Below are 19,848 nucleotides of genomic sequence, written 5' to 3'. Positions count from 1 at the left end.
GCGGGGCGCTGTGAGGATCGACCATGACACACAAGAGTGATCCGTTAACCCTGAAGCTGAGCCTGCGCGAAAAGTGCGCCTACGGGATGGGCGATTTTGGCTCTAACCTGATGCTCTGTATTGGCACGCTGTATCTGCTGAAGTTTTATACTGATGAACTGGGCATGCCCGCTTTTTATGGCGGCATTATTTTCCTGGTGGCGAAGTTCTTTACCGCATTCACCGACATGCTGACCGGTGTGTTGCTGGATTCGCGGCGTAACATCGGTGCCAGAGGCAAATTCAGGCCGTTTATTCTTTATGCCGCGGTGCCGGTTGCCCTGGTGGCCACGGCGCAGTTTGTGGCCACCGATTTTAGCCTGACGGTGAAAACCGCTATCGCCACCCTGCTCTTCATGATGTTTGGCCTCTGTTATAGCCTGATGAACTGCTCTTACGGCGCGATGGTTCCCGCCATCACTAAAAATCCGAACGAGCGGGCGCAGCTTGCGGCCTGGCGCCAGGGCGGCGCAACGGTTGGGTTATTGCTCTGCACCGTAGGGTTTATGCCACTCCAGGCGCTGTTTGTCAGCCAGCCCTCCCTCGGCTATCTGGTGGCCGCACTGGTGTTCGTCACCGGCGGTCTGTTCTGCATGTGGTGGTGCTACAGCGGTGTGAAAGAGCGCTATGTGGAGGTCACGCCCGATCATCATAAGCCTGGCATCCTGAAATCCTTCTGTGCCATTTTCCGCAACCCGCCGTTGCTGGTGTTGTGTATCGCCAACCTCTGCACCCTCGCCGCGTTTAATATCAAACTGGCGATTCAGGTCTACTACACCCAGTACGTGCTAAACGATCTGCATCTGCTGTCGTGGATGGGTTTTTTCAGTATGGGCTGCATTCTGGTTGGCGTGTTTCTGGTGCCTGGCGCGGTTAAGCGCTTCGGCAAGAAGCCGGTCTACCTTGGCGGGCTGACGCTGTGGGCCGTGGGCGACGTGATGAACTTCCTCTGGGGAACCAGCTCCCTGCTCTTTGTGCTCTTTTCCTGCATGGCCTTTTTCGGTACGGCATTCGTAAACAGCCTCAACTGGGCGCTGGTGCCCGATACCGTGGATTATGGCGAGTGGAAAACAGGCATTCGCGCCGAAGGATCGGTTTATACCGGTTATACCTTCTCGCGCAAAATCTCCGCCGCCCTCGCCGGTTTCCTGCCGGGCATTATGTTGACGCAGATTGGCTACATTCCACACGCCGTGCAGAGTGCGGGCACGCTACTGGGGCTCCGTCAGCTAATTTTTCTCTGGCCGTGCGGCCTGGCGATCGTTGCCGCGATAACCATGGGACTCTTTTATAAACTCAACGAAGCACGCTTCGCCTTTATTATTGAGGAGATTGGAAAACGGAAAAAACAACCCGCAAAACCCCCTGAGTTAACCACCAACAATAAAGCGTCAGCAGTCACTTTATAACAATAAATCCGGCCCTGATTCCCTTCCTGTGTAACAGGAGGGTGGCCTTTCTGTACCTCATACATGGACTGATTATGAAAAGAATCGTTACTGCACTGGTTGTGTCGTCTGTGTCCTGCTCGGCAGTTGCCGGCGCCTATGTCGAAACGCGCGAAGCCTATAATACGGCCTCTGAACTGCACGAAGTGATCCTGCGTGCTGGCTATAACTTCGATAAGGGCGCGGGGCTGATGTTCACTAACGCCTATAACGTGGGAAAATGGGACGAGCTTAAGCACAGCTATAACGAAATTGAAGGGTGGTATCCGCTTTTTAAACCGACCGATAAACTCACCTTTCAGCCTGGCGGTTTACTGAATGACAGCAGCGCCGGGTCCGGAGGCGCTATCTATCTGGATACCAATTATAAATTTCTCGACTGGTTTAATCTGACCTTCCGCTATCGCTATAACCACAACAATTACGATACGCCGGACTACAACGGCCAGATGGATAAAAACGACACTCACGAATTCGCTAACTACTGGAATTTCAAGGTCACGGATGCGTTTTTCTATACCTTTGAACCGCATTTTTTCCAGCGCGTGAACGATTACCACAGCAAAAATGGCAAAGACCATCACTGGGAAATCACCCACAAATTTAGCTATAAAATCGATAAAAACTGGCTGCCCTATCTCGAGCTCCAGTGGCTGGACAGATGGAATGATTACAACCGCGAGCAGTACCGTATCCGCCTGGGGTTAAGGTATTCGTTCTGATAATAAAAAAAGCCGCTGATCGCTCAGCGGCTTTTTACGTGCCGGGTGGCGCATGCGCTTACCCGGCCTACGGATTGACCGTATTACTCTTCTTTCGCACCGCGCATTGCACGTTTACGATCGTTCTCGGTCAGGTGACGTTTACGGATACGGATAGACAGTGGGGTCACTTCTACCAGTTCGTCGTCATCGATGAACTCCAGAGCTTGCTCCAGGGTCATCTTGATCGGTGGAACCAGAACCGTTGCTTCGTCAGTACCGGACGCACGCATGTTGGTCAGTTTCTTACCGGTCAGGCAGTTTACAGTCAGGTCGTTAGAACGACTGTGAATACCGATGATCTGGCCTTCATAAACTTCAGCACCGTGACCCAGGAACAGCTTACCGCGATCCTGCAGACCGAACAGCGCAAACGCAACCGCTTTACCCTGACCGTTGGAGATCAGAACGCCGTTGTTACGCTGGCCAACTTCACCCGGACGCACGTCGTCGTAGTGGCTGAAGGTGGAGTACAGCAGACCGGTACCGGACGTCATGGTCATGAACTCTGAACGGAAACCGATCAGACCACGGCTTGGGATCACGTAGTCGAGACGTACGCGGCCTTTGCCATCTGGATTCATGTTTTTCAGGTCGCCTTTACGCTCACCCAGAGCCTGCATAACAGAACCCTGATGCTGCTCTTCAACGTCCAGCGTTACGTTCTCGAACGGCTCTTGTTTACGGCCGTCGATTTCGCGGAAGATAACTTTCGGACGGGAAACCGCCATTTCGAAACCTTCACGACGCATGTTTTCGATCAGAACAGACAGGTGCAGCTCACCACGACCAGAAACGCGGAATGCGTCAGCATCCTGAGTTTCTTCAACGCGCAGCGCAACGTTGTGCACCAGTTCTTTGTTCAGGCGGTCAAGGATCTGACGAGAGGTAACGAATTTACCTTCTTTGCCACAGAACGGAGAGGTGTTGACGTTGAAGAACATGGTTACCGTTGGTTCATCAACGGACAGGGCTGGCAGCGCTTCCACATTCTGCGGGTCGCAGATGGTGTCAGAGATGTTCAGCTCGCCCAGACCGGTAATCGCGATGATGTCGCCCGCTTCAGCCAGTTCGCTGTCGATACGCTCCAGACCCAGGTGAGTCAGCACTTTGCCCACTTTACCGTTACGGGTTTTGCCTTCGCTATCGATGATAGTAACCTGCTGGTTCGGCTTCACTTTACCGCGTTTGATGCGGCCGATACCGATAACGCCAACGTAGTTGTTGTAGTCCAGCTGGGAGATCTGCATCTGCAGCGGACCATCAAGATCAACATCCGGAGCCGGTACGTGATCAACAATCGCCTGATACAGCGGAGTCATGTCTTCCGCCATATTTTCGTGATCCAGACCCGCGATACCATTCAGCGCCGAAGCGTAAATGATAGGGAAGTCCAGCTGCTCGTCGGTCGCGTCGAGGTTAACGAACAGGTCGAACACCTGATCAACAACCCAGTCAGGACGCGCGCCCGGACGGTCAACCTTGTTGATAACAACAATAGGTTTCAGGCCATGGGCAAATGCTTTTTTGGTCACGAAGCGCGTTTGCGGCATTGGGCCGTCAAATGCGTCAACCACCAGCAGCACGGAATCCACCATGGACATCACGCGCTCAACTTCACCACCGAAGTCGGCGTGCCCTGGGGTATCAACGATGTTGATACGGTAGTCATTCCATTTGATAGCGGTGTTTTTCGCGAGGATAGTAATCCCACGCTCTTTCTCCAAATCGTTGGAGTCCATCACACGCTCTTGAGTTTCGGCACGAGCATCAAACGTACCGGACTGCTGCAGCAGCTTATCAACCAGGGTGGTTTTACCATGGTCGACGTGCGCGATGATGGCGATGTTACGCAAATTTTCGATCACAACTTTGCCTCAGGCATTAGAAATAGCGCGTTATTGTACACGGATTAATCGCACTACAAAACAGGATCACAAACATCCCCCGCAAACAAGTATTGCAGAGATGCTTTGTGATCGCTTTCACGGAGCGTAAAAAGGGCACTTTAACGAAAATTGCACCAATATGGTGCTCAGTGTTCACACTGAAGCACTATACTGGTGCAACATAACCATTGTGGTGCAGCACTTTTGCACTATGGTGCGCATGATAACGCCTTTTTGGGGTGTTTTAAAAGTTGGCACAGATTTCGCTTTATAAAAATACGGCAAAAAAATGGCACACAGCCAGCCCAAGACAGAAATTGAAGACCTCGTTACCACGACGACAATGACCAATCTGGAGAGTTAAGTATGTCCGCTGAACACGTTTTGACGATGCTGAACGAACATGAAGTGAAGTTTGTTGATCTGCGCTTCACCGATACCAAAGGTAAAGAACAGCACGTCACTATTCCTGCTCATCAGGTAAACGCCGAATTCTTTGAAGAAGGCAAAATGTTTGACGGCTCCTCCATTGGCGGCTGGAAAGGTATCAACGAATCTGACATGGTTCTGATGCCTGACGCTTCCACTGCGGTCATTGATCCGTTCTTCGAAGAACCAACCCTGATCATCCGTTGCGACATCCTTGAGCCAGGCACACTGCAGGGCTACGACCGCGACCCACGCTCCATCGCGAAACGCGCTGAAGAATACCTGCGTTCAACCGGTATCGCAGACACCGTACTGTTCGGGCCAGAGCCAGAATTCTTCCTGTTTGATGACATCCGTTTCGGTGCCTCTATTTCTGGCTCCCACGTTGCCATCGACGATATCGAAGGTGCATGGAACTCCTCCACCAAATACGAAGGTGGTAACAAAGGTCACCGTCCTGGCGTTAAAGGCGGTTACTTCCCGGTTCCTCCGGTCGACTCCGCTCAGGACATCCGTTCCACCATGTGTCTGGTGATGGAAGAGATGGGCCTGGTGGTTGAAGCTCACCACCACGAAGTGGCGACTGCGGGTCAGAACGAAGTGGCAACCCGCTTCAACACCATGACCAAAAAAGCAGACGAAATTCAGATCTACAAATACGTTGTGCACAACGTTGCGCACCGTTTCGGTAAAACCGCGACCTTCATGCCAAAACCAATGTTTGGCGATAACGGTTCCGGTATGCACTGCCACATGTCTCTGTCCAAGAACGGAACCAACCTGTTCTCTGGTGACAAATATGCCGGTCTGTCTGAGCAGGCTCTGTATTACATTGGCGGCGTAATCAAACACGCTAAAGCGATCAACGCCCTGGCGAACCCAACCACTAACTCCTACAAGCGTCTGGTCCCAGGCTACGAAGCACCGGTAATGCTGGCGTACTCTGCGCGTAACCGTTCTGCTTCTATCCGTATCCCGGTGGTGGCGTCTCCTAAAGCGCGTCGTATCGAAGTTCGCTTCCCGGATCCAGCTGCTAACCCATACCTGTGCTTCGCAGCACTGCTGATGGCGGGTCTGGACGGTATCAAGAACAAGATCCACCCAGGCGAAGCTATGGACAAAAACCTGTACGACCTGCCGCCAGAAGAAGCGAAAGAGATCCCACAGGTTGCAGGCTCTCTGGAAGAAGCCCTGCAGGCGCTGGACGCAGACCGCGAGTTCCTGACTGCGGGTGGCGTGTTCACTGACGACGCTATCGATGCTTACATCGCCCTGCGTACTGAAGAGAACGACCGTGTGCGTATGACGCCACACCCGGTTGAGTTCGAACTGTACTACAGCGTTTAAGTTTCAATGAGTTTCGCGCGCCCTTTTACGCGCGATCTCACAAGCTTTTATTTGTTGCCGTGGAAACTTTCAGCCCATCTCCGGATGGGCTTTTTTCTCCACCAACAAACTGATCTCACGCGCTTTTTACGACGAAAAAGCTATACTGCACTAAATTAGTGCAACCAACTCCAGGAGACTGCTGAATGGCAACTGGCACGCTGCCCGATGCTGGGCAGATCCTCAATTCTTTGATTAACAGTATTTTGCTGGTCGACGACGAGCTGGCCGTACATTACGCCAACCCGGCGGCGCAGCAGCTGCTCGCCCAGAGTTCACGCAAACTGTTTGGCACCCCGCTTCCGGAATTATTGAGTTATTTCTCGCTGAATATTGGCCTGATGCAGGAAAGTCTGCAGGCCGGTCAGGGCTTTACCGATAACGAAGTCACGCTGGTGATCGACGGGCGCTCACATATTTTATCGCTTACCGCACAACGGCTTCCTGAAGGGCTGATCCTGCTTGAAATGGCGCCGATGGATAATCAGCGCCGCCTGAGCCAGGAACAACTTCAGCATGCCCAGCAAATTGCCGCCCGTGACCTGGTGCGAGGCCTGGCGCATGAAATCAAGAACCCGCTGGGTGGCTTACGCGGTGCGGCACAACTCCTGACCAAAGCGCTGCCCGACCCTGCGCTGGCGGAGTACACCAACGTCATCATTGAGCAGGCAGACCGCCTGCGTAACCTGGTTGACCGTCTGCTCGGGCCACAACAGCCCGGCATGCATGTCTCAGAAAGTATTCATAAAGTGGCTGAGCGGGTTGTGAAACTCGTCTCGATGGAGCTGCCGGAGAACGTCACGCTGGTCCGTGACTACGACCCAAGCCTGCCGGAACTGGCGCACGACCCGGATCAGATTGAGCAGGTCTTGCTGAATATTGTGCGTAATGCCCTGCAGGCGCTGGGGCCGGAAGGGGGCGAAATTATTTTGCGCACCCGCACCGCGTTCCAGCTCACACTGCACGGCGTGCGCTATCGTCTGGCTGCCCGCATCGACGTTGAGGACAACGGGCCGGGTATTCCGTCGCATCTTCAGGACACCCTGTTCTACCCGATGGTCAGCGGTCGCGAAGGCGGTACCGGCCTGGGGTTATCCATTGCCCGTAGTTTGATCGATCAACACTCTGGAAAAATTGAATTTACCAGTTGGCCGGGACATACCGAGTTTTCGGTTTTCCTGCCGATTAAAAAATAAAGGTGACGTTTATGCAACGAGGGATAGTCTGGGTAGTCGATGACGATAGCTCCATCCGTTGGGTGCTTGAACGCGCGCTCACAGGGGCAGGATTAAGCTGCACGACGTTTGAGAGCGGCAGCGAAGTGCTCGACGCACTCACCACCAAAACGCCGGATGTGCTGCTTTCGGATATTCGCATGCCGGGAATGGACGGGCTGGCGCTTTTAAAGCAGATCAAACAACGCCATCCTATGCTTCCGGTCATCATAATGACGGCGCATTCCGACCTGGACGCCGCGGTGAGCGCCTATCAGCAAGGGGCGTTCGATTACCTGCCCAAACCGTTTGATATCGACGAAGCGGTCGCCCTGGTTGAGCGCGCGATCAGCCACTACCAGGAGCAGCAGCAGCCTCGTCACACGCCTGACTTCGGGCCCACGACGGACATCATTGGCGAAGCGCCGGCCATGCAGGATGTGTTTCGTATCATTGGCCGTCTGTCACGCTCGTCCATCAGCGTACTGATTAACGGTGAATCGGGAACCGGTAAAGAGCTGGTAGCGCATGCCTTACATCGCCACAGCCCGCGGGCAAAAGCACCGTTTATCGCCCTGAATATGGCCGCCATCCCAAAGGATTTAATTGAATCCGAACTGTTTGGCCATGAGAAAGGGGCTTTTACCGGCGCGAATACCATTCGCCAGGGTCGCTTCGAGCAGGCTGACGGTGGAACACTCTTCCTGGATGAAATCGGCGATATGCCGCTGGATGTCCAGACCCGTCTGCTGCGCGTGTTGGCCGACGGACAGTTTTATCGCGTAGGTGGCTATGCGCCGGTGAAGGTTGACGTGCGCATTATTGCCGCGACGCACCAGAATCTGGAGCAGCGCGTCCAGGAAGGTAAATTCCGTGAGGATTTATTCCATCGCCTGAACGTGATCCGCGTTCATTTGCCACCGCTACGTGAACGCCGTGAAGATATTCCCCGCCTGGCGCGTCATTTTCTGCAGGTCGCTGCCCGTGAGCTGGGCGTGGAAGCCAAGCAGTTGCACCCGGAAACCGATGCCGCCCTCACCCGTCTGGCGTGGCCGGGCAACGTGCGTCAGCTGGAAAACACCTGTCGCTGGTTGACCGTAATGGCCGCCGGACAGGAAGTCCTGATTCAGGATTTACCGGCTGAACTGTTTGAAGCGACTGTGCCAGAAAGCAGCACCGGACATGCATTGCCGGACAGCTGGGCGACGCTGCTGGCACAGTGGGCCGATCGCGCGCTGCGTTCCGGTCATCAAAACTTGCTGTCTGAAGCCCAGCCCGAGATGGAGCGCACGCTGTTGACCACCGCACTCCGCCATACACAGGGCCATAAGCAGGAAGCGGCACGCCTGCTGGGATGGGGACGTAATACCCTGACGCGTAAGCTGAAAGAGCTTGGCATGGAGTGATCTTTACCCTTGTGTAAAGGTTATTAATTGAGCGCAAATTGCTGCTATTTTGCGCTTTACTGTATCAATGATTTTTGTATGATCGTGCCCGGAAAGTGAGGGTGATCATCATGCTGGAAACATTAGTGAATATGCTCTCAAGTGGAGCAGCCGAAAGCCACACGCCACAAACAGCCGTTGCTGCTGTGCTGTGCGCGGCGCTGGTTGGGCTGTTTAGCTAGAGAGTCGCTAAAAAAAAAGCCGGGTAGCGGCTTCGCCTTACCCGGCCAAATATGTTGGCACGTCTTAAATGACGCGTGAGAACTGCTGCAGACGCGCTTTCTGACGCAGATAGGCGTCGAAGCACATGCAGATATTACGAATCAACAGGCGCCCTTTGGGTGTCACGTCAATTGCACGTTCTGAAACATCCACCAGCCCATCTTTTGCCAGAGGCGCTAACAGCTTCAGGTCATCAGCAAAGTAATCGCTGAAATGCAGATCCCACTGCGCTTCCACGTCGCTGAAATCAAGACGGAAGTTACAGATGAGCGCCTTAATCACATCACGACGGATGCAGTCATCGCGCGTTAACGCGATACCACGCCACAGCGCGTTGCCCGCGTCATCTACCTGCTGATAGTAAAGCTTCAGCTCTTTCTGGTTCTGCGCGTAGCAGTCCCCGATCATGCTGATGGCGGAGACGCCCATCCCCAGCAAATCGGTGTCGCCCTGGGTGGTGTAGCCCTGAAAATTTCGGTGCAGTACGCCTTCGCGCTGGGCAATAGCCAGCTCGTCATCCGGACGAGCAAAGTGATCCATGCCGATGAACTGATAACCGGCTTCGGTCAGCGAGGCGATGGTTTCCTGCAGAATATCCAGCTTCTGTTGGGCAGAAGGCAGGTCAGCATCTTTGATTTTGCGCTGAGCGGCAAACAGCGTCGGCAGATGCGCATAGTTAAAGACGCTCAGGCGGTCCGGGTTGAGTTCGGCCACGCGTTTCAGCGTGAAGGCGAAGCTCTCCGGCGTTTGCTTAGGCAGGCCGTAAATCAGGTCGATATTGGTCGACGTAAAGCCGATATCGCGGGCGTGGTTGAGTAAGGCAAAGATAAACTCTTCATCCTGCTCACGGTTCACCAGCCGCTGCACCTCTTTGTTGAAATCCTGCACACCCATGCTCAGGCGATTGAAACCTTCAGCGCGTAAGTGATCCAGTACATCAAGCTCAATTTCGCGCGGATCGACCTCGATCGAGATTTCAGCATCGTCGTTAAAACGGAAGTTATTGCGCAGGAGCGTCATTAAACGGCTGATCTGCGCTTTATTCAGATACGTTGGCGTCCCCCCACCCCAGTGAAGCTGGCTGACGTGACGGCCGGCAAACAGTGGGGCACGGTGCAGAATTTCCTGCTCCAGCGCATCCAGATACTGATCGGCTTTATGTTGCTGACGGGTAACGATTTTATTGCAGCCGCAGAAGTAGCAGAGCTTGTGGCAGAACGGAATATGGACATAGAGCGACAGCGGTCGCTCGGGGTAGCGCGCGACAGCCTGCTGAAACGCCGCCTCGCCGAAACTATCGGAGAACTCCAGCGCGGTGGGGTATGACGTATAACGCGGCCCGGAATAGTTATATTTCTGGATTAGGGCCAAATCCCAGTCGATAGTTGGTACAGACATGCTCACTCCTTCCGTTGGTGTCGCGTTCGCATACGGCGGCCCGTTCTGGTCCCATCTCGGGCCATCACTCGGGTGCGCAGCCACTTCTGTCGCCGCGACAACCGCCGTAGTTTAACGAATAACCACACCAGATAACATATAACCGGAAGGGTTATTAGCAGGACTATCGTCCCTGCCGGATGCAAATGTTAGTTTCCACCTTTCAGAAGACGCATCATATCTTCCTGCTTTTCGTCTTCTTCTTCGTCTTCGTCATCGTCGTAAGACAGACCCAGCTTCTGCATCAGCTCATCAATGCGGTCCAATTTGGCATCAACCCATGACTGCTCTTCGGCGGTCAGGGTTTCACCCTCTTCAAGACGTTCCAGCAGCGCGTCCAGGCGCTCATCGTTCTCCAGCAAATCCAGCTCAGCCTGCGGTGAAAGCATAGGTTTCTCGCTCTTTGGTTTGTGCTGCTTAGTGACCGGGGTGTCTGTCACGCCCAGTGGAACAGGTGTTTTACTGCCAATACGTGGGTCTTTCTGCTGCTTGTTTTTCGCAGAAGCGCCAGAAGCATCACCACCGTTTGCACGGCTACCCGCAGCATGACCGCGATGTTTTTTATCGCGTTTGCGATCGCGCGATTCCTGGTTCAGTTCTTCGCGCGTTTTGCGGTGTGCTTTTGCAGGGCGTTTGGCACCCGCAGCGGAGGTCGGTTTTTTCATGATGTTTTATCTTTAAGTCGTTTTCTTCAGTATAGAATTGCGGCGAAATCTAGCAGAAAGCAAGCAAAGAAAAAAGGCGACAGAGCAATCTGTCGCCTTTTTTCCTGACTCACAACCCTTAACGGGTCAGACATTCCGTGTTTGCCAACAACAAACCCTGTTTATCCCTTGGCTAATACCGTCCGTGATACGGTTCCGTTTCCTGTTAAAACGCCTCCAGGCGTTGGTCATCCTGACAATCCTGCGTCTTCGCCTCCTGGCGCTCCTGACCCTAATCCTTAAGTCTGTTTCCTGTTGGCTTCCTCGCCCTGACGCACACTTTACCCTGTTCAGTTAAACTGACAAGCAACGAAACGGCACAAAAACGGATTTTCAGATAATTACCCGAGAATAAGCTTATGATTTAAAACAATTTGGCTTTTTTAACGCCTGCGAATTCTCTGAAATCTCCCATAGTATTCATAGCCGATCTCTCACAACCGCCAGGGTTTTAACCTACAGGCACTGCGCAATCAAAAAAGTCTTTTGCCGGCATTCAGGTATAATCCCCCTCAGATTACGATTTTGGAGACGACCACGTGACTACCTGGAACTACCAACAGACGCATTTTGTCACCAGTGCGCCCGATATCCGCCACCTTCCTTCTGATACTGGCATTGAAGTGGCTTTTGCTGGCCGCTCTAACGCGGGGAAATCCAGCGCCCTGAATACGCTGACCAATCAGAAGAGCCTGGCGCGTACCTCAAAAACACCTGGCCGTACTCAGCTGATTAACCTGTTTGAAGTGGCAGAAGGCAAACGCCTTGTCGACTTACCGGGATATGGTTACGCGCAAGTACCGGAAGAGATGAAGATCAAATGGCAGCGTGCGCTGGGTGAATACCTGGAAAAACGCCAGTGCCTGAAAGGTCTGGTGGTGCTGATGGATATCCGCCATCCCCTGAAAGATCTTGATCAGCAGATGATCGACTGGGCTGTCTCAAGTGAGATAGCCGTGCTGGTACTGCTGACTAAAGCGGATAAACTGGCGAGCGGCGCGCGTAAAGCGCAGGTGAATATGGTTCGCGAAGCGGTGCTGGCTTTTAACGGCGACGTACAGGTGGAGCCGTTCTCCTCGCTGAAAAAGCAGGGTGTCGACAAGCTGCGTCAGAAGCTCGATAGCTGGTTCAACGAGCTGGAACCCGCGACGGAAGCGGAAGAAGAGTAATACTGAGCGCGGCGATGTCCGCGCTTTTTTTTGCCTGGATTTTTCTTTGCCGCAATAAAAAACGCCCCAGTCATTACTGACTGGGGCGGCTAAAATATTCAGCCAAATCCGATTACGTGAAGTAAAAGGTCTGAAAGATAGAACATCTTACCTCTGTACCCTACGCGAATAACTCTACCCCTTTTTTTGCTGTAGAAAAAGCACTTTTTGTAGTTTTTTTTCATTCTTTACATAGGGAATTCTAATGATCGTCACAAAACGCACTTTGTTATGTTGCTAACTTACATAAAAAGCGCGTTATTGGCAGAACCCTTAGTGAGCTTGATCCCAGTTTTCACCGCTGCCCACTTCCACCAGCAACGGCACGTCAAGCGTCATGCTGCTTTCCATCAGTTCGTGGATCTTCTTCGACACGGTGTCCAGATCATCTTTGTGGACTTCGAATACCAGTTCATCGTGTACCTGCATGATCATCTTCACGCGTGGCTTCTCTTTTTCCAGCCAGGCATCAACCGCAATCATCGCGCGCTTAATAATGTCTGCCGCCGTCCCCTGCATCGGGGCGTTGATGGCAGCACGTTCTGCACCGGCACGACGCGCGGCGTTGCTGGATTTGATGTCCGGCAGATAGAGGCGACGGCCATCCAGGGTTTCGACGTAGCCTTTCTCCTTCGCCTGCGCACGGGTGCGTTCCATATATTCCAGCACGCCCGGATAACGCTCGAAGTAGAGATCCATATACTTCTGCGACTCTTTACGCGGAATGTTGAGCTGGCGCGAAAGGCCAAAGGCGCTCATGCCGTAGATCAGACCAAAGTTGATCGCCTTCGCACTGCGACGTTGCTCATGAGTCACGCTGTCCAGCGGCAGTCCAAAGACTTCAGCCGCCGTTGCACGGTGGATATCCTTTCCTTCCGCAAAGGCCGTCAGCAGCCCCTTGTCGCGTGACAGGTGCGCCATAATACGCAGCTCAATTTGCGAGTAGTCGGCCGAGACGATCAGGTAGTCGTCTGGCGCGATAAACGCCTGACGGATACGACGGCCTTCTTCATTGCGTACCGGGATGTTCTGCAGGTTTGGATCGGTCGAGGAGAGACGACCGGTCGCCGCCACAGCCTGATGATACGAGGTATGCACGCGGCCCGTTTTAGGGTTGATCATCAGCGGAAGTTTATCGGTATAGGTAGACTTCAGCTTCGCCAGACCACGGTACTGGAGAATCACTTTTGGCAGCGGGTAATCCAGCGCCAGTTCCTCAAGCACTTCTTCAGACGTTGATGGCGCGCCGCCAGGGGTTTTCTTCAGCGGCTTAATTCCCTGTTTTTCAAACAGGATGGTCTGAAGCTGTTTCGGAGACGAAAGGTTAAACGGTTCGCCGGCAAGCTCATGCGCCTTCTGCTCAAGCTCGGTCAACCGCTGCGCCAGTTCTCCAGAGTGGTTATGCAGCACCGTCGGATCAATTTTTACGCCGTTGCGCTCAATGCGCGAGAGCACAGGCACCAGCGGCATCTCAATGTGCTGGAACACGTTCAGCGGACCTTCGTGCTTCTGCAGTTTTGGCCACATCTTCAGGTGCAGTTGCAGCGTGACATCGGCGTCTTCGGCCGCGTAGCGACCCGCTTCTTCCAGGGCAATCTGATTGAAGGTGAGCTGGTTTTTACCTTTTCCGGCAATCTCTTCAAAGGTAATGGTCTTATGCTTGAGCCAACGGTCGGATAAGGAGTCCATATCATGACGACCCGCCACGCTGTCGAGAATGTAAGATTCCAGCATGGTATCGAACGCAATGCCGCGCAGCTCAATGCCATAGTTTTGCAGAATGCCGCGATCATATTTGAGGTTTTGCCCAACCTTAAGCGCCTTGTCATCTTCCAGAATCGGCTTCAGCAGCTCCAGCACACGCTCACGCGGGATCTGATCAGGTGCATCGAGGTAATCATGTGCAACGGGCACATAGGCCGCCATTCCCGGCTCCGTCGCAAATGACAGGCCGACCATATTGGCGGAGATGTTATCGAGGCTGTCGGTTTCCGTATCGAAGGCAAAGAACGGCGCTTTTTTGAGTTTCTCAATCCACGCCACCAGCTGTGACTCTTCAAGGAGGGTTTCGTAATTGTCGAAAGAGAGCGCGATGGCCTCTTCTTCTGCCAGCTCTTCGGCATCAACGACAATCGTCTCCTTTGGCTTAGCGGCCGGTTTGGCCCCTTTTGCCTGCAGCCATTTACCGGCTTCCACGTCAGTGGTCCAGCGCTTGAATTCGTATTTCTTAAACAGGCTTAGCAGTTCGTCTGCGGAAGGCTGCTGCACTTCCAGCTGCTCACAACCCAGTTCCAGTTCAACATCGGTTTTAATGGTTGCCAGCTTATAGGAGAGATAAGCCACCTCTTTGTTCTCTTCCAGCTTTCCGGCCATGGTTTTTGCACCACGGAAGGAGAGCCCGGCGATTTTGTCCGGCTCCGCGTACAGCGTATCCAGCCCGCCCAATCCCTGAAGCAGCGCCTGGGCGGTCTTTTCACCCACGCCAGGTACACCTGGGATGTTATCCGAGGAGTCGCCCATCAGCGCGAGGAAGTCGATAATCAGCTCTGGCGGCACGCCATATTTTGTAACCACCTCTTCAGGCCCCAGGATGGTGTTGGTCATGGTGTTAATCAGGGTGATACCCGGCGTTACCAGCTGCGCCATATCTTTATCCCCTGTACTGATCAGTACCGGACGACCCATTTTTTCTGCTTCACGTGCCAGCGTACCTATTACGTCATCGGCTTCGACCCCAGAGACGGCCAGCAGCGGCAAGCCCATCGCTTTTACCATCGCGTGCAGCGGTTCAATCTGCGCACGCAGATCGTCAGGCATTGGCGGACGGTGAGATTTGTAATGCTCAAAAAGCTCGTCGCGGAAGGTTTTACCTTTCGCATCAAACACCACTGCCGCATGGGTTGGCTGGTACTGAAGGATCAGGCTGCGCAGCATGTTTAGCACGCCGTACATTGCGCCGGTAGGTTCCCCTGCGCTATTGGTCAGAGGAGGAAACGCATGATACGCCCGATACAGGTAAGAAGAGCCGTCGACGAGAATAAGAGGGTTTTCTGGGATCTGAACCATAATGTCCGTGCCTTTAATCAATTTATGCGTAAAGGATGCCACAGAAGGATGAAAACATCAGTTATTAGCGCCAGATACAGGAAAAGATTTTGCGATCGTGAGGATCGCTCGCAAAAATAAATCTGTGGATAAGTTTGTGCATACTTTTACGTCACAGGAATAACAGACGCTAAAAGTACATACCTCATAATAAATAGATTCTATATATCATAGAGTTATTATGTTTCAATTGATCTTTATGGCCAATTGATGACAATTTAGTCTATGTGGATATAAGCCCAGGGCCGCATGCCGTTATAGCGAAATCTTCTGCTCCCGGGCGTCATCCCGCAACGCCTGGCATGAAAGCACCCTTATTTTGTCTGATTTCTGATAAAATCAGCGCCCTGCACCGGATAGCCGGTCGCTCACTTACAGCTAACCATCTGAAAAAGCTCATCATGTCGAGATTGCTCGCAGCAATAACATTACCTTTAAGCATCATTTTAACTATTCTGGTGACTGTCGCCTGTTCTGTGCCGATCATTATTGCCGGAATCATTAAGTTGCTGCTGCCCGTGCCCGTGGTATGGCGAGCCGTATCCGCATTTTGTAATTTCATGATGTACTGCTGGTGTGAAGGACTGGCGTTCCTGTTGTACCTGAACCCACACCTGAAGTGGGATGTGGAAGGGCTTGAAGGCCTCAACAAAAAGAACTGGTACCTGCTTATCTGCAACCACCACAGCTGGGCAGACATCGTGGTGTTATGCGTGCTTTTCCGCAAACATATCCCGATGAACAAATACTTCCTGAAACAGCAGCTCGCCTGGGTGCCTTTTATCGGTCTGGCCTGCTGGGCGCTTGATATGCCGTTTATGAAACGCTATTCGCGCAGCTATTTGCTTCGTCATCCGGAGCGCCGTGGTAAAGATGTAGAAACCACCCGCCGCTCCTGCGAAAAATTTCGCGCGCATCCGACAACCATTGTGAACTTCGTGGAAGGCTCGCGCTTTACGGAAGAGAAGCGTCAACAAACTCGCTCTCCTTATCAGCACCTGCTGCCGCCCAAGGCTGCGGGCATTGCGATGGCGCTTAACGTGTTGGGCGCGCAGTTCGATAAATTACTCAACGTCACGCTCTGCTATCCGGAAAACGACAGGACACCCTTCTTCGATATGCTCAGCGGCAAGCTGACGCGGATCGTTGTACGCATCGAGCTGGTGCCGGTTGATGACGGGTTGCACGGGGATTACGTTAACGATAAGAATTTCAAACGTCTTTTCCAGCGTTGGCTCAATACGCTCTGGAATGAGAAAGATGAACAGATAGAAAAGATTAAATCTTCATACAAAAACGCCGGTCAGTGACCGGCGTTTTTTTCTTTATTGATCTTACTTCTTCTCGACCAGATATTTCACGGTATCCGCGTACTGCTGTACGAAGATATCCATGCTGCTGGTGTCCATGCCCTGCGTGTTCAGCTGATATTTGCCGTTAACATACATCGCCGGAACGCCCTGCAGCTGAAGGTCTGCGGCGGCTTTTTCCTGCTGGGCTACCAGAGATTTCACCACAAAGCTGTTCCATGCCGCGTCGTATTCTTCACCTTTCACACCGGCATCCACGAAGACTTTACGGATATCTGCAGTCGTCTGAACTGTCTGGGTTTTCTGGACTGCTTCAAACATTGGTGCAGTGATCTTATCTTCCACGCCCAGCGCGATAGCTACCGCCCATGCCTGAGTCAGGTCTTTACCCAATGGGCCCAGGAACTCAACGTGATACTTGGTCATTTTGGTGCCTTCTGGCAGCTTTTTCTTCACGTTATCGGAAACATGCAGCACCTGCTCGAACTGATAGCAATGTGGGCAATAGAACGAGAAGAACTCCAGAACCTGTGGCTCGCCAGCGACTGGCTTTTCCAGCGTCGTATACTGTTTGCCGTCGGTAAACTGCGCAGCAGAAGCGCTAAATGCCAGAATCATACCTGCCAGCGCCAGCCAAATTTTTTTCATGATTAACTCTCTCCTGGGTGTGTCCAATTAATACATCGGCGTTAATTGCAGAGGGGGCTCCTTAAGAACCTTAACCTGCTCAGTAAATGTGGATATCTGGCTGCGCCAGTAATCCTCTCCGGTAAGCCACGGGAAATTACGGGGAAATGCAGGATCGTCCCAACGCCTGATTAACCATGCGAGATAATAAACAAAACGCATCGCGCGTAAAGGTTCAATCAGGACAATTTCGTCTGAATTAAAAGGGCTAAACTCTTCATAGGCCTCAATAATCGTTTCAAGCTGCATCCGTTGCTCAGCTTTATCGCCATTGAGCAGCATCCACAGGTCCTGAACCGCTGGCCCCATACGTGCATCATCGAGATCGACGAACAGCGGGCCATCACGCCAGAGAATATTACCAGCGTGACAATCGCCGTGCAGACGCAGAACGGAAATTTCATCGCGCCAGCAGGTTTTCACCGCATCAATAAGTTTATCGGTCGCGTTGAGGAAATTATCCTTAAGCGCTTTGGGGATTAGCGCCGAGGTTTCAAATACCTGACGAGGTTCAAGCAGGTATTCCTGAATACCGATTGTCGGACGGGCAATAAAGTCTTCTTTGCGTCCCGTCTGGTGAATGCGTCCCAGATATCGGGCAACCCACTCCATCTGATCGATATTATCCGCTTCAAACTGGCGGCCCCCCAGGCTTGGGAATACGGCGTAGTAAAACCCTTCGTGGGTGAGCAGCGTTTGGTTATTAAATTTAAGCGGCGCGGCAACGGGAACATCATCATCCAGCAGATCGTGAGCAAACTGGTGCTCTTCCTGAATTTGTTCTGCGGACCAACGTTGAGGGCGATAGAACTTTACGACAAAGCGCTGACGATCCTCGTCCTGAAACTGATAGACGCGGTTTTCGTAGCTATTTAAGGGGGTTAGCCCGGAATCCACCCGAATACCCTGTTCAAACAGCGCATCCATAATGGTATCCGGGTGTAATGTCTGGAAAGTAAAAGCCTGGTCGTTCATCCGATCATCCGGAAATTATACGAATGATTCAGGATATCATCTTGTGGCGATTTCGGTGCCGCCGCTTACAAGCTTTTACTCTTTAATTACGCCACGTGCGCGCAGCAACGCGGTTTTAAAATCTTCCTCATAATCTTTCTGAATACCAGGAATAACAGCGTCTTTGGCAGAGTCGCGCATTTTGAGATGGTAGATCAGGATATCGTCAGAAAGGTCTGTCAGTTCGCCGTCAAAACCTGACTCTTTCGCCAGTTTCTGTAAAAATTGCATCAGATTAAGCTCTGGTTCTTTTTGCCAGGCCGGCTGGAGGAGTTCAATGACTTCATTCAGACGTTTACATTTCATGGTGGTGCTCCTTTCATTGAGAGTGACACGTTAGCAGGGTCAATCCCACAATAAAAGAGGCGATATTCATGAATCATGGCCAGCAAATAATCGGCGTTGTTCTGGCGGGTGGCAGGGCAACCCGAATGGGGGGGAAAGATAAAGGTCTTCAGCTCCTTAACGGTAAGCCACTCTGGCAGCATGTCGCTGATACGCTTGCGGGCCAGGTCATGACAATGGCCATCAGCGCTAACAGGCATAGAGATGTTTATCAGCGTAGCGGGTATCCCGTTTACGAGGATACCCAGGAGAATTACCCCGGGCCGCTGGCCGGTATGCTTTCGGTTATGCAGCAGTCGCACGGAGAGTGGTTTATCTTCTGTCCGTGTGATACTCCGTTTATTCCGTCTTGTCTTGTCGAACGCATGGTACGGCTTCGTGGTAGCGCACCCGTTGTCTGGGCCCATGACGGTGAGCGCGACCACCCTGCTGTTGCGTTGATCCACCGTTCGTTAGTTCCGGCGTTACAGGAGTACCTGACGGCAGGAGAGCGCAGGGTGATGGCTTTTATGCGCCAGTCAGGCGGCCATCCCGTCGATTTTAGCGATCTGAAGTCGGCGTTTATAAACGTCAATACCACAGAAGATTTGCAGATGATGCAGGAGAAAAAATGATACCTGTTTTGGCCATTTCAGCCTGGAGTGGTACCGGGAAAACGACGCTGCTGAAAAAACTGATCCCTGCGCTTTGCGCTAAAGGTGTTCGCCCCGGATTAATTAAGCATACGCATCACAATATGGATGTCGATAAGCCGGGAAAAGACAGCTATGAGCTGCGTAAGGCGGGAGCAGCCCAAACGATGGTGGCGAGTGATCAGCGCTGGGCATTGATGACTGAAACACCGGATGAAGCGCCGCTGGATCTCATGTATCTGGTTAGCCGGATGGATCTCTCTACTCTGGATCTGGTGCTGGTTGAGGGGTTTAAGCATGACGCGGTGGCGAAGATCCTGCTGTTCAGAAGCCATGCCGGGCATGATGTTCACGAGCTGACGCTCGATGAGCATGTAATTGCAGTCGCCAGTGACGTAGCCCTGGATCTGGAGATACCGGTACTGGATTTGAATAACGTTGAGGAGATCGCCGCGTTTATTTTGAATTGGTGTGCTGTCTGATGCTCTCTCCGGCAGCGGGAAAAACCCAAAGCAAAAAACCCCGCACCATACGGTACGGGGTTCTTTTAATTGATGCCTGGCAGTTCCCTAC

General features: G+C 52.6%; 18 protein-coding genes. 10 read left to right on the top strand and 8 right to left on the bottom strand.

Annotation, left to right across the window (positions count from 1 at the left end; translation table 11 throughout):
* The first annotated feature begins 23 nt into the window (after window positions 1–23).
* Entirely contained in the window at window positions 24–1,448 is a 1,425-nt protein-coding gene (locus ACMVME_RS21025; RefSeq protein ID WP_414743493.1) for an MFS transporter, read from the top strand.
* Between the two features lie 74 nt (window positions 1,449–1,522).
* Complete coding sequence (gene ompL / locus ACMVME_RS21020) at window positions 1,523–2,209, top strand: porin OmpL (RefSeq protein WP_020883984.1); 687 nt, start codon at window positions 1,523–1,525, stop codon at window positions 2,207–2,209.
* 83 nt (window positions 2,210–2,292) lie between these two features.
* On the opposite strand, the gene typA is transcribed toward ompL, so the two are convergent.
* The gene (typA, locus tag ACMVME_RS21015; protein ID WP_014172248.1) at window positions 2,293–4,116 is read right to left on the bottom strand and encodes a ribosome-dependent GTPase TypA; all 1,824 of its coding nucleotides are present in this window, start codon (window positions 4,114–4,116) and stop codon (window positions 2,293–2,295) included.
* Window positions 4,117–4,503: 387 nt separating this feature from the next.
* On the opposite strand from typA, the gene glnA reads away from it, so the two are divergent.
* From glnA to ACMVME_RS20995, 4 genes are all read left to right on the top strand, one after another.
* Entirely contained in the window at window positions 4,504–5,913 is a 1,410-nt protein-coding gene (glnA, locus tag ACMVME_RS21010; RefSeq protein WP_014172249.1) for a glutamate--ammonia ligase, read from the top strand.
* A gap of 185 nt (window positions 5,914–6,098) precedes the next feature.
* Entirely contained in the window at window positions 6,099–7,148 is a 1,050-nt protein-coding gene (glnL, locus tag ACMVME_RS21005; protein WP_014172250.1) for a nitrogen regulation protein NR(II), read from the top strand.
* Between the two features lie 11 nt (window positions 7,149–7,159).
* Window positions 7,160–8,572 carry a nitrogen regulation protein NR(I) gene (glnG, locus tag ACMVME_RS21000; protein ID WP_328705052.1) on the top strand — a complete coding sequence of 471 codons (1,413 nt, stop codon included), beginning with the start codon at window positions 7,160–7,162 and terminating at the stop codon, window positions 8,570–8,572.
* A gap of 110 nt (window positions 8,573–8,682) precedes the next feature.
* Window positions 8,683–8,793: a YshB family small membrane protein gene (locus ACMVME_RS20995; RefSeq protein WP_032670298.1), complete on the top strand. Its 111-nt coding sequence runs from the start codon at window positions 8,683–8,685 to the stop codon at window positions 8,791–8,793.
* 64 nt (window positions 8,794–8,857) lie between these two features.
* On the opposite strand, the gene hemN is transcribed toward ACMVME_RS20995, so the two are convergent.
* Window positions 8,858–10,231 (bottom strand): oxygen-independent coproporphyrinogen III oxidase, encoded by a 1,374-nt coding sequence (gene hemN / locus ACMVME_RS20990; RefSeq protein ID WP_049021822.1) that lies wholly within the window; start codon window positions 10,229–10,231, stop codon window positions 8,858–8,860.
* 188 nt (window positions 10,232–10,419) lie between these two features.
* Window positions 10,420–10,935, bottom strand: coding sequence for a Der GTPase-activating protein YihI (gene yihI, locus ACMVME_RS20985; protein ID WP_014172254.1), 516 nt, complete (start codon window positions 10,933–10,935; stop codon window positions 10,420–10,422).
* A gap of 578 nt (window positions 10,936–11,513) precedes the next feature.
* Between yihI and yihA the strand changes: the two genes are divergently transcribed.
* Window positions 11,514–12,143 carry a ribosome biogenesis GTP-binding protein YihA/YsxC gene (gene yihA / locus ACMVME_RS20980; RefSeq protein WP_014172255.1) on the top strand — a complete coding sequence of 210 codons (630 nt, stop codon included), beginning with the start codon at window positions 11,514–11,516 and terminating at the stop codon, window positions 12,141–12,143.
* A gap of 312 nt (window positions 12,144–12,455) precedes the next feature.
* Here yihA and polA read toward each other — a convergent pair whose 3' ends face one another.
* Complete coding sequence (polA, locus tag ACMVME_RS20975; protein WP_032679270.1) at window positions 12,456–15,248, bottom strand: DNA polymerase I; 2,793 nt, start codon at window positions 15,246–15,248, stop codon at window positions 12,456–12,458.
* A 322-nt stretch (window positions 15,249–15,570) separates the two neighbouring features.
* Complete coding sequence (locus ACMVME_RS20970; protein WP_370978182.1) at window positions 15,571–15,849, bottom strand: hypothetical protein; 279 nt, start codon at window positions 15,847–15,849, stop codon at window positions 15,571–15,573.
* Between ACMVME_RS20970 and ACMVME_RS20965 the strand changes: the two genes are divergently transcribed.
* The gene (locus ACMVME_RS20965) at window positions 15,746–16,597 is read left to right on the top strand and encodes an acyltransferase (protein ID WP_232937915.1); all 852 of its coding nucleotides are present in this window, start codon (window positions 15,746–15,748) and stop codon (window positions 16,595–16,597) included. The genes ACMVME_RS20970 and ACMVME_RS20965 overlap by 104 nt on opposite strands.
* A 24-nt stretch (window positions 16,598–16,621) precedes the next feature.
* Here ACMVME_RS20965 and dsbA read toward each other — a convergent pair whose 3' ends face one another.
* The 3 genes from dsbA to ACMVME_RS20950 all read right to left on the bottom strand — a co-directional run bounded on the left by dsbA (window position 16,622) and on the right by ACMVME_RS20950 (window position 18,604).
* On the bottom strand, window positions 16,622–17,245 hold the full coding sequence (gene dsbA, locus ACMVME_RS20960; RefSeq protein WP_020883990.1) for a thiol:disulfide interchange protein DsbA: 624 nt from the start codon (window positions 17,243–17,245) through the stop codon (window positions 16,622–16,624).
* A 27-nt stretch (window positions 17,246–17,272) separates the two neighbouring features.
* Window positions 17,273–18,259 (bottom strand): serine/threonine protein kinase, encoded by a 987-nt coding sequence (locus ACMVME_RS20955; RefSeq protein ID WP_014172260.1) that lies wholly within the window; start codon window positions 18,257–18,259, stop codon window positions 17,273–17,275.
* A gap of 75 nt (window positions 18,260–18,334) precedes the next feature.
* The gene (locus ACMVME_RS20950; protein ID WP_010436801.1) at window positions 18,335–18,604 is read right to left on the bottom strand and encodes a YihD family protein; all 270 of its coding nucleotides are present in this window, start codon (window positions 18,602–18,604) and stop codon (window positions 18,335–18,337) included.
* A gap of 68 nt (window positions 18,605–18,672) precedes the next feature.
* On the opposite strand from ACMVME_RS20950, the gene mobA reads away from it, so the two are divergent.
* Window positions 18,673–19,257: a molybdenum cofactor guanylyltransferase MobA gene (gene mobA / locus ACMVME_RS20945; RefSeq protein ID WP_068795455.1), complete on the top strand. Its 585-nt coding sequence runs from the start codon at window positions 18,673–18,675 to the stop codon at window positions 19,255–19,257.
* The gene (gene mobB, locus ACMVME_RS20940; RefSeq protein ID WP_014172262.1) at window positions 19,254–19,757 is read left to right on the top strand and encodes a molybdopterin-guanine dinucleotide biosynthesis protein MobB; all 504 of its coding nucleotides are present in this window, start codon (window positions 19,254–19,256) and stop codon (window positions 19,755–19,757) included. Before mobA ends, mobB begins: the two co-directional genes overlap by 4 nt.
* The last annotated feature ends 91 nt before the right edge of the window (window positions 19,758–19,848 follow it).

The sequence above is a fragment of the Enterobacter cloacae complex sp. 2024EL-00711 genome, assembly GCF_047529885.1.
Taxonomy (GTDB): Bacteria; Pseudomonadota; Gammaproteobacteria; order Enterobacterales; family Enterobacteriaceae; genus Enterobacter; species Enterobacter ludwigii.
The sequence above is the reverse complement of the archived record's forward strand: the minus strand, read 5'-3'. Positions and strand labels throughout refer to the sequence as shown.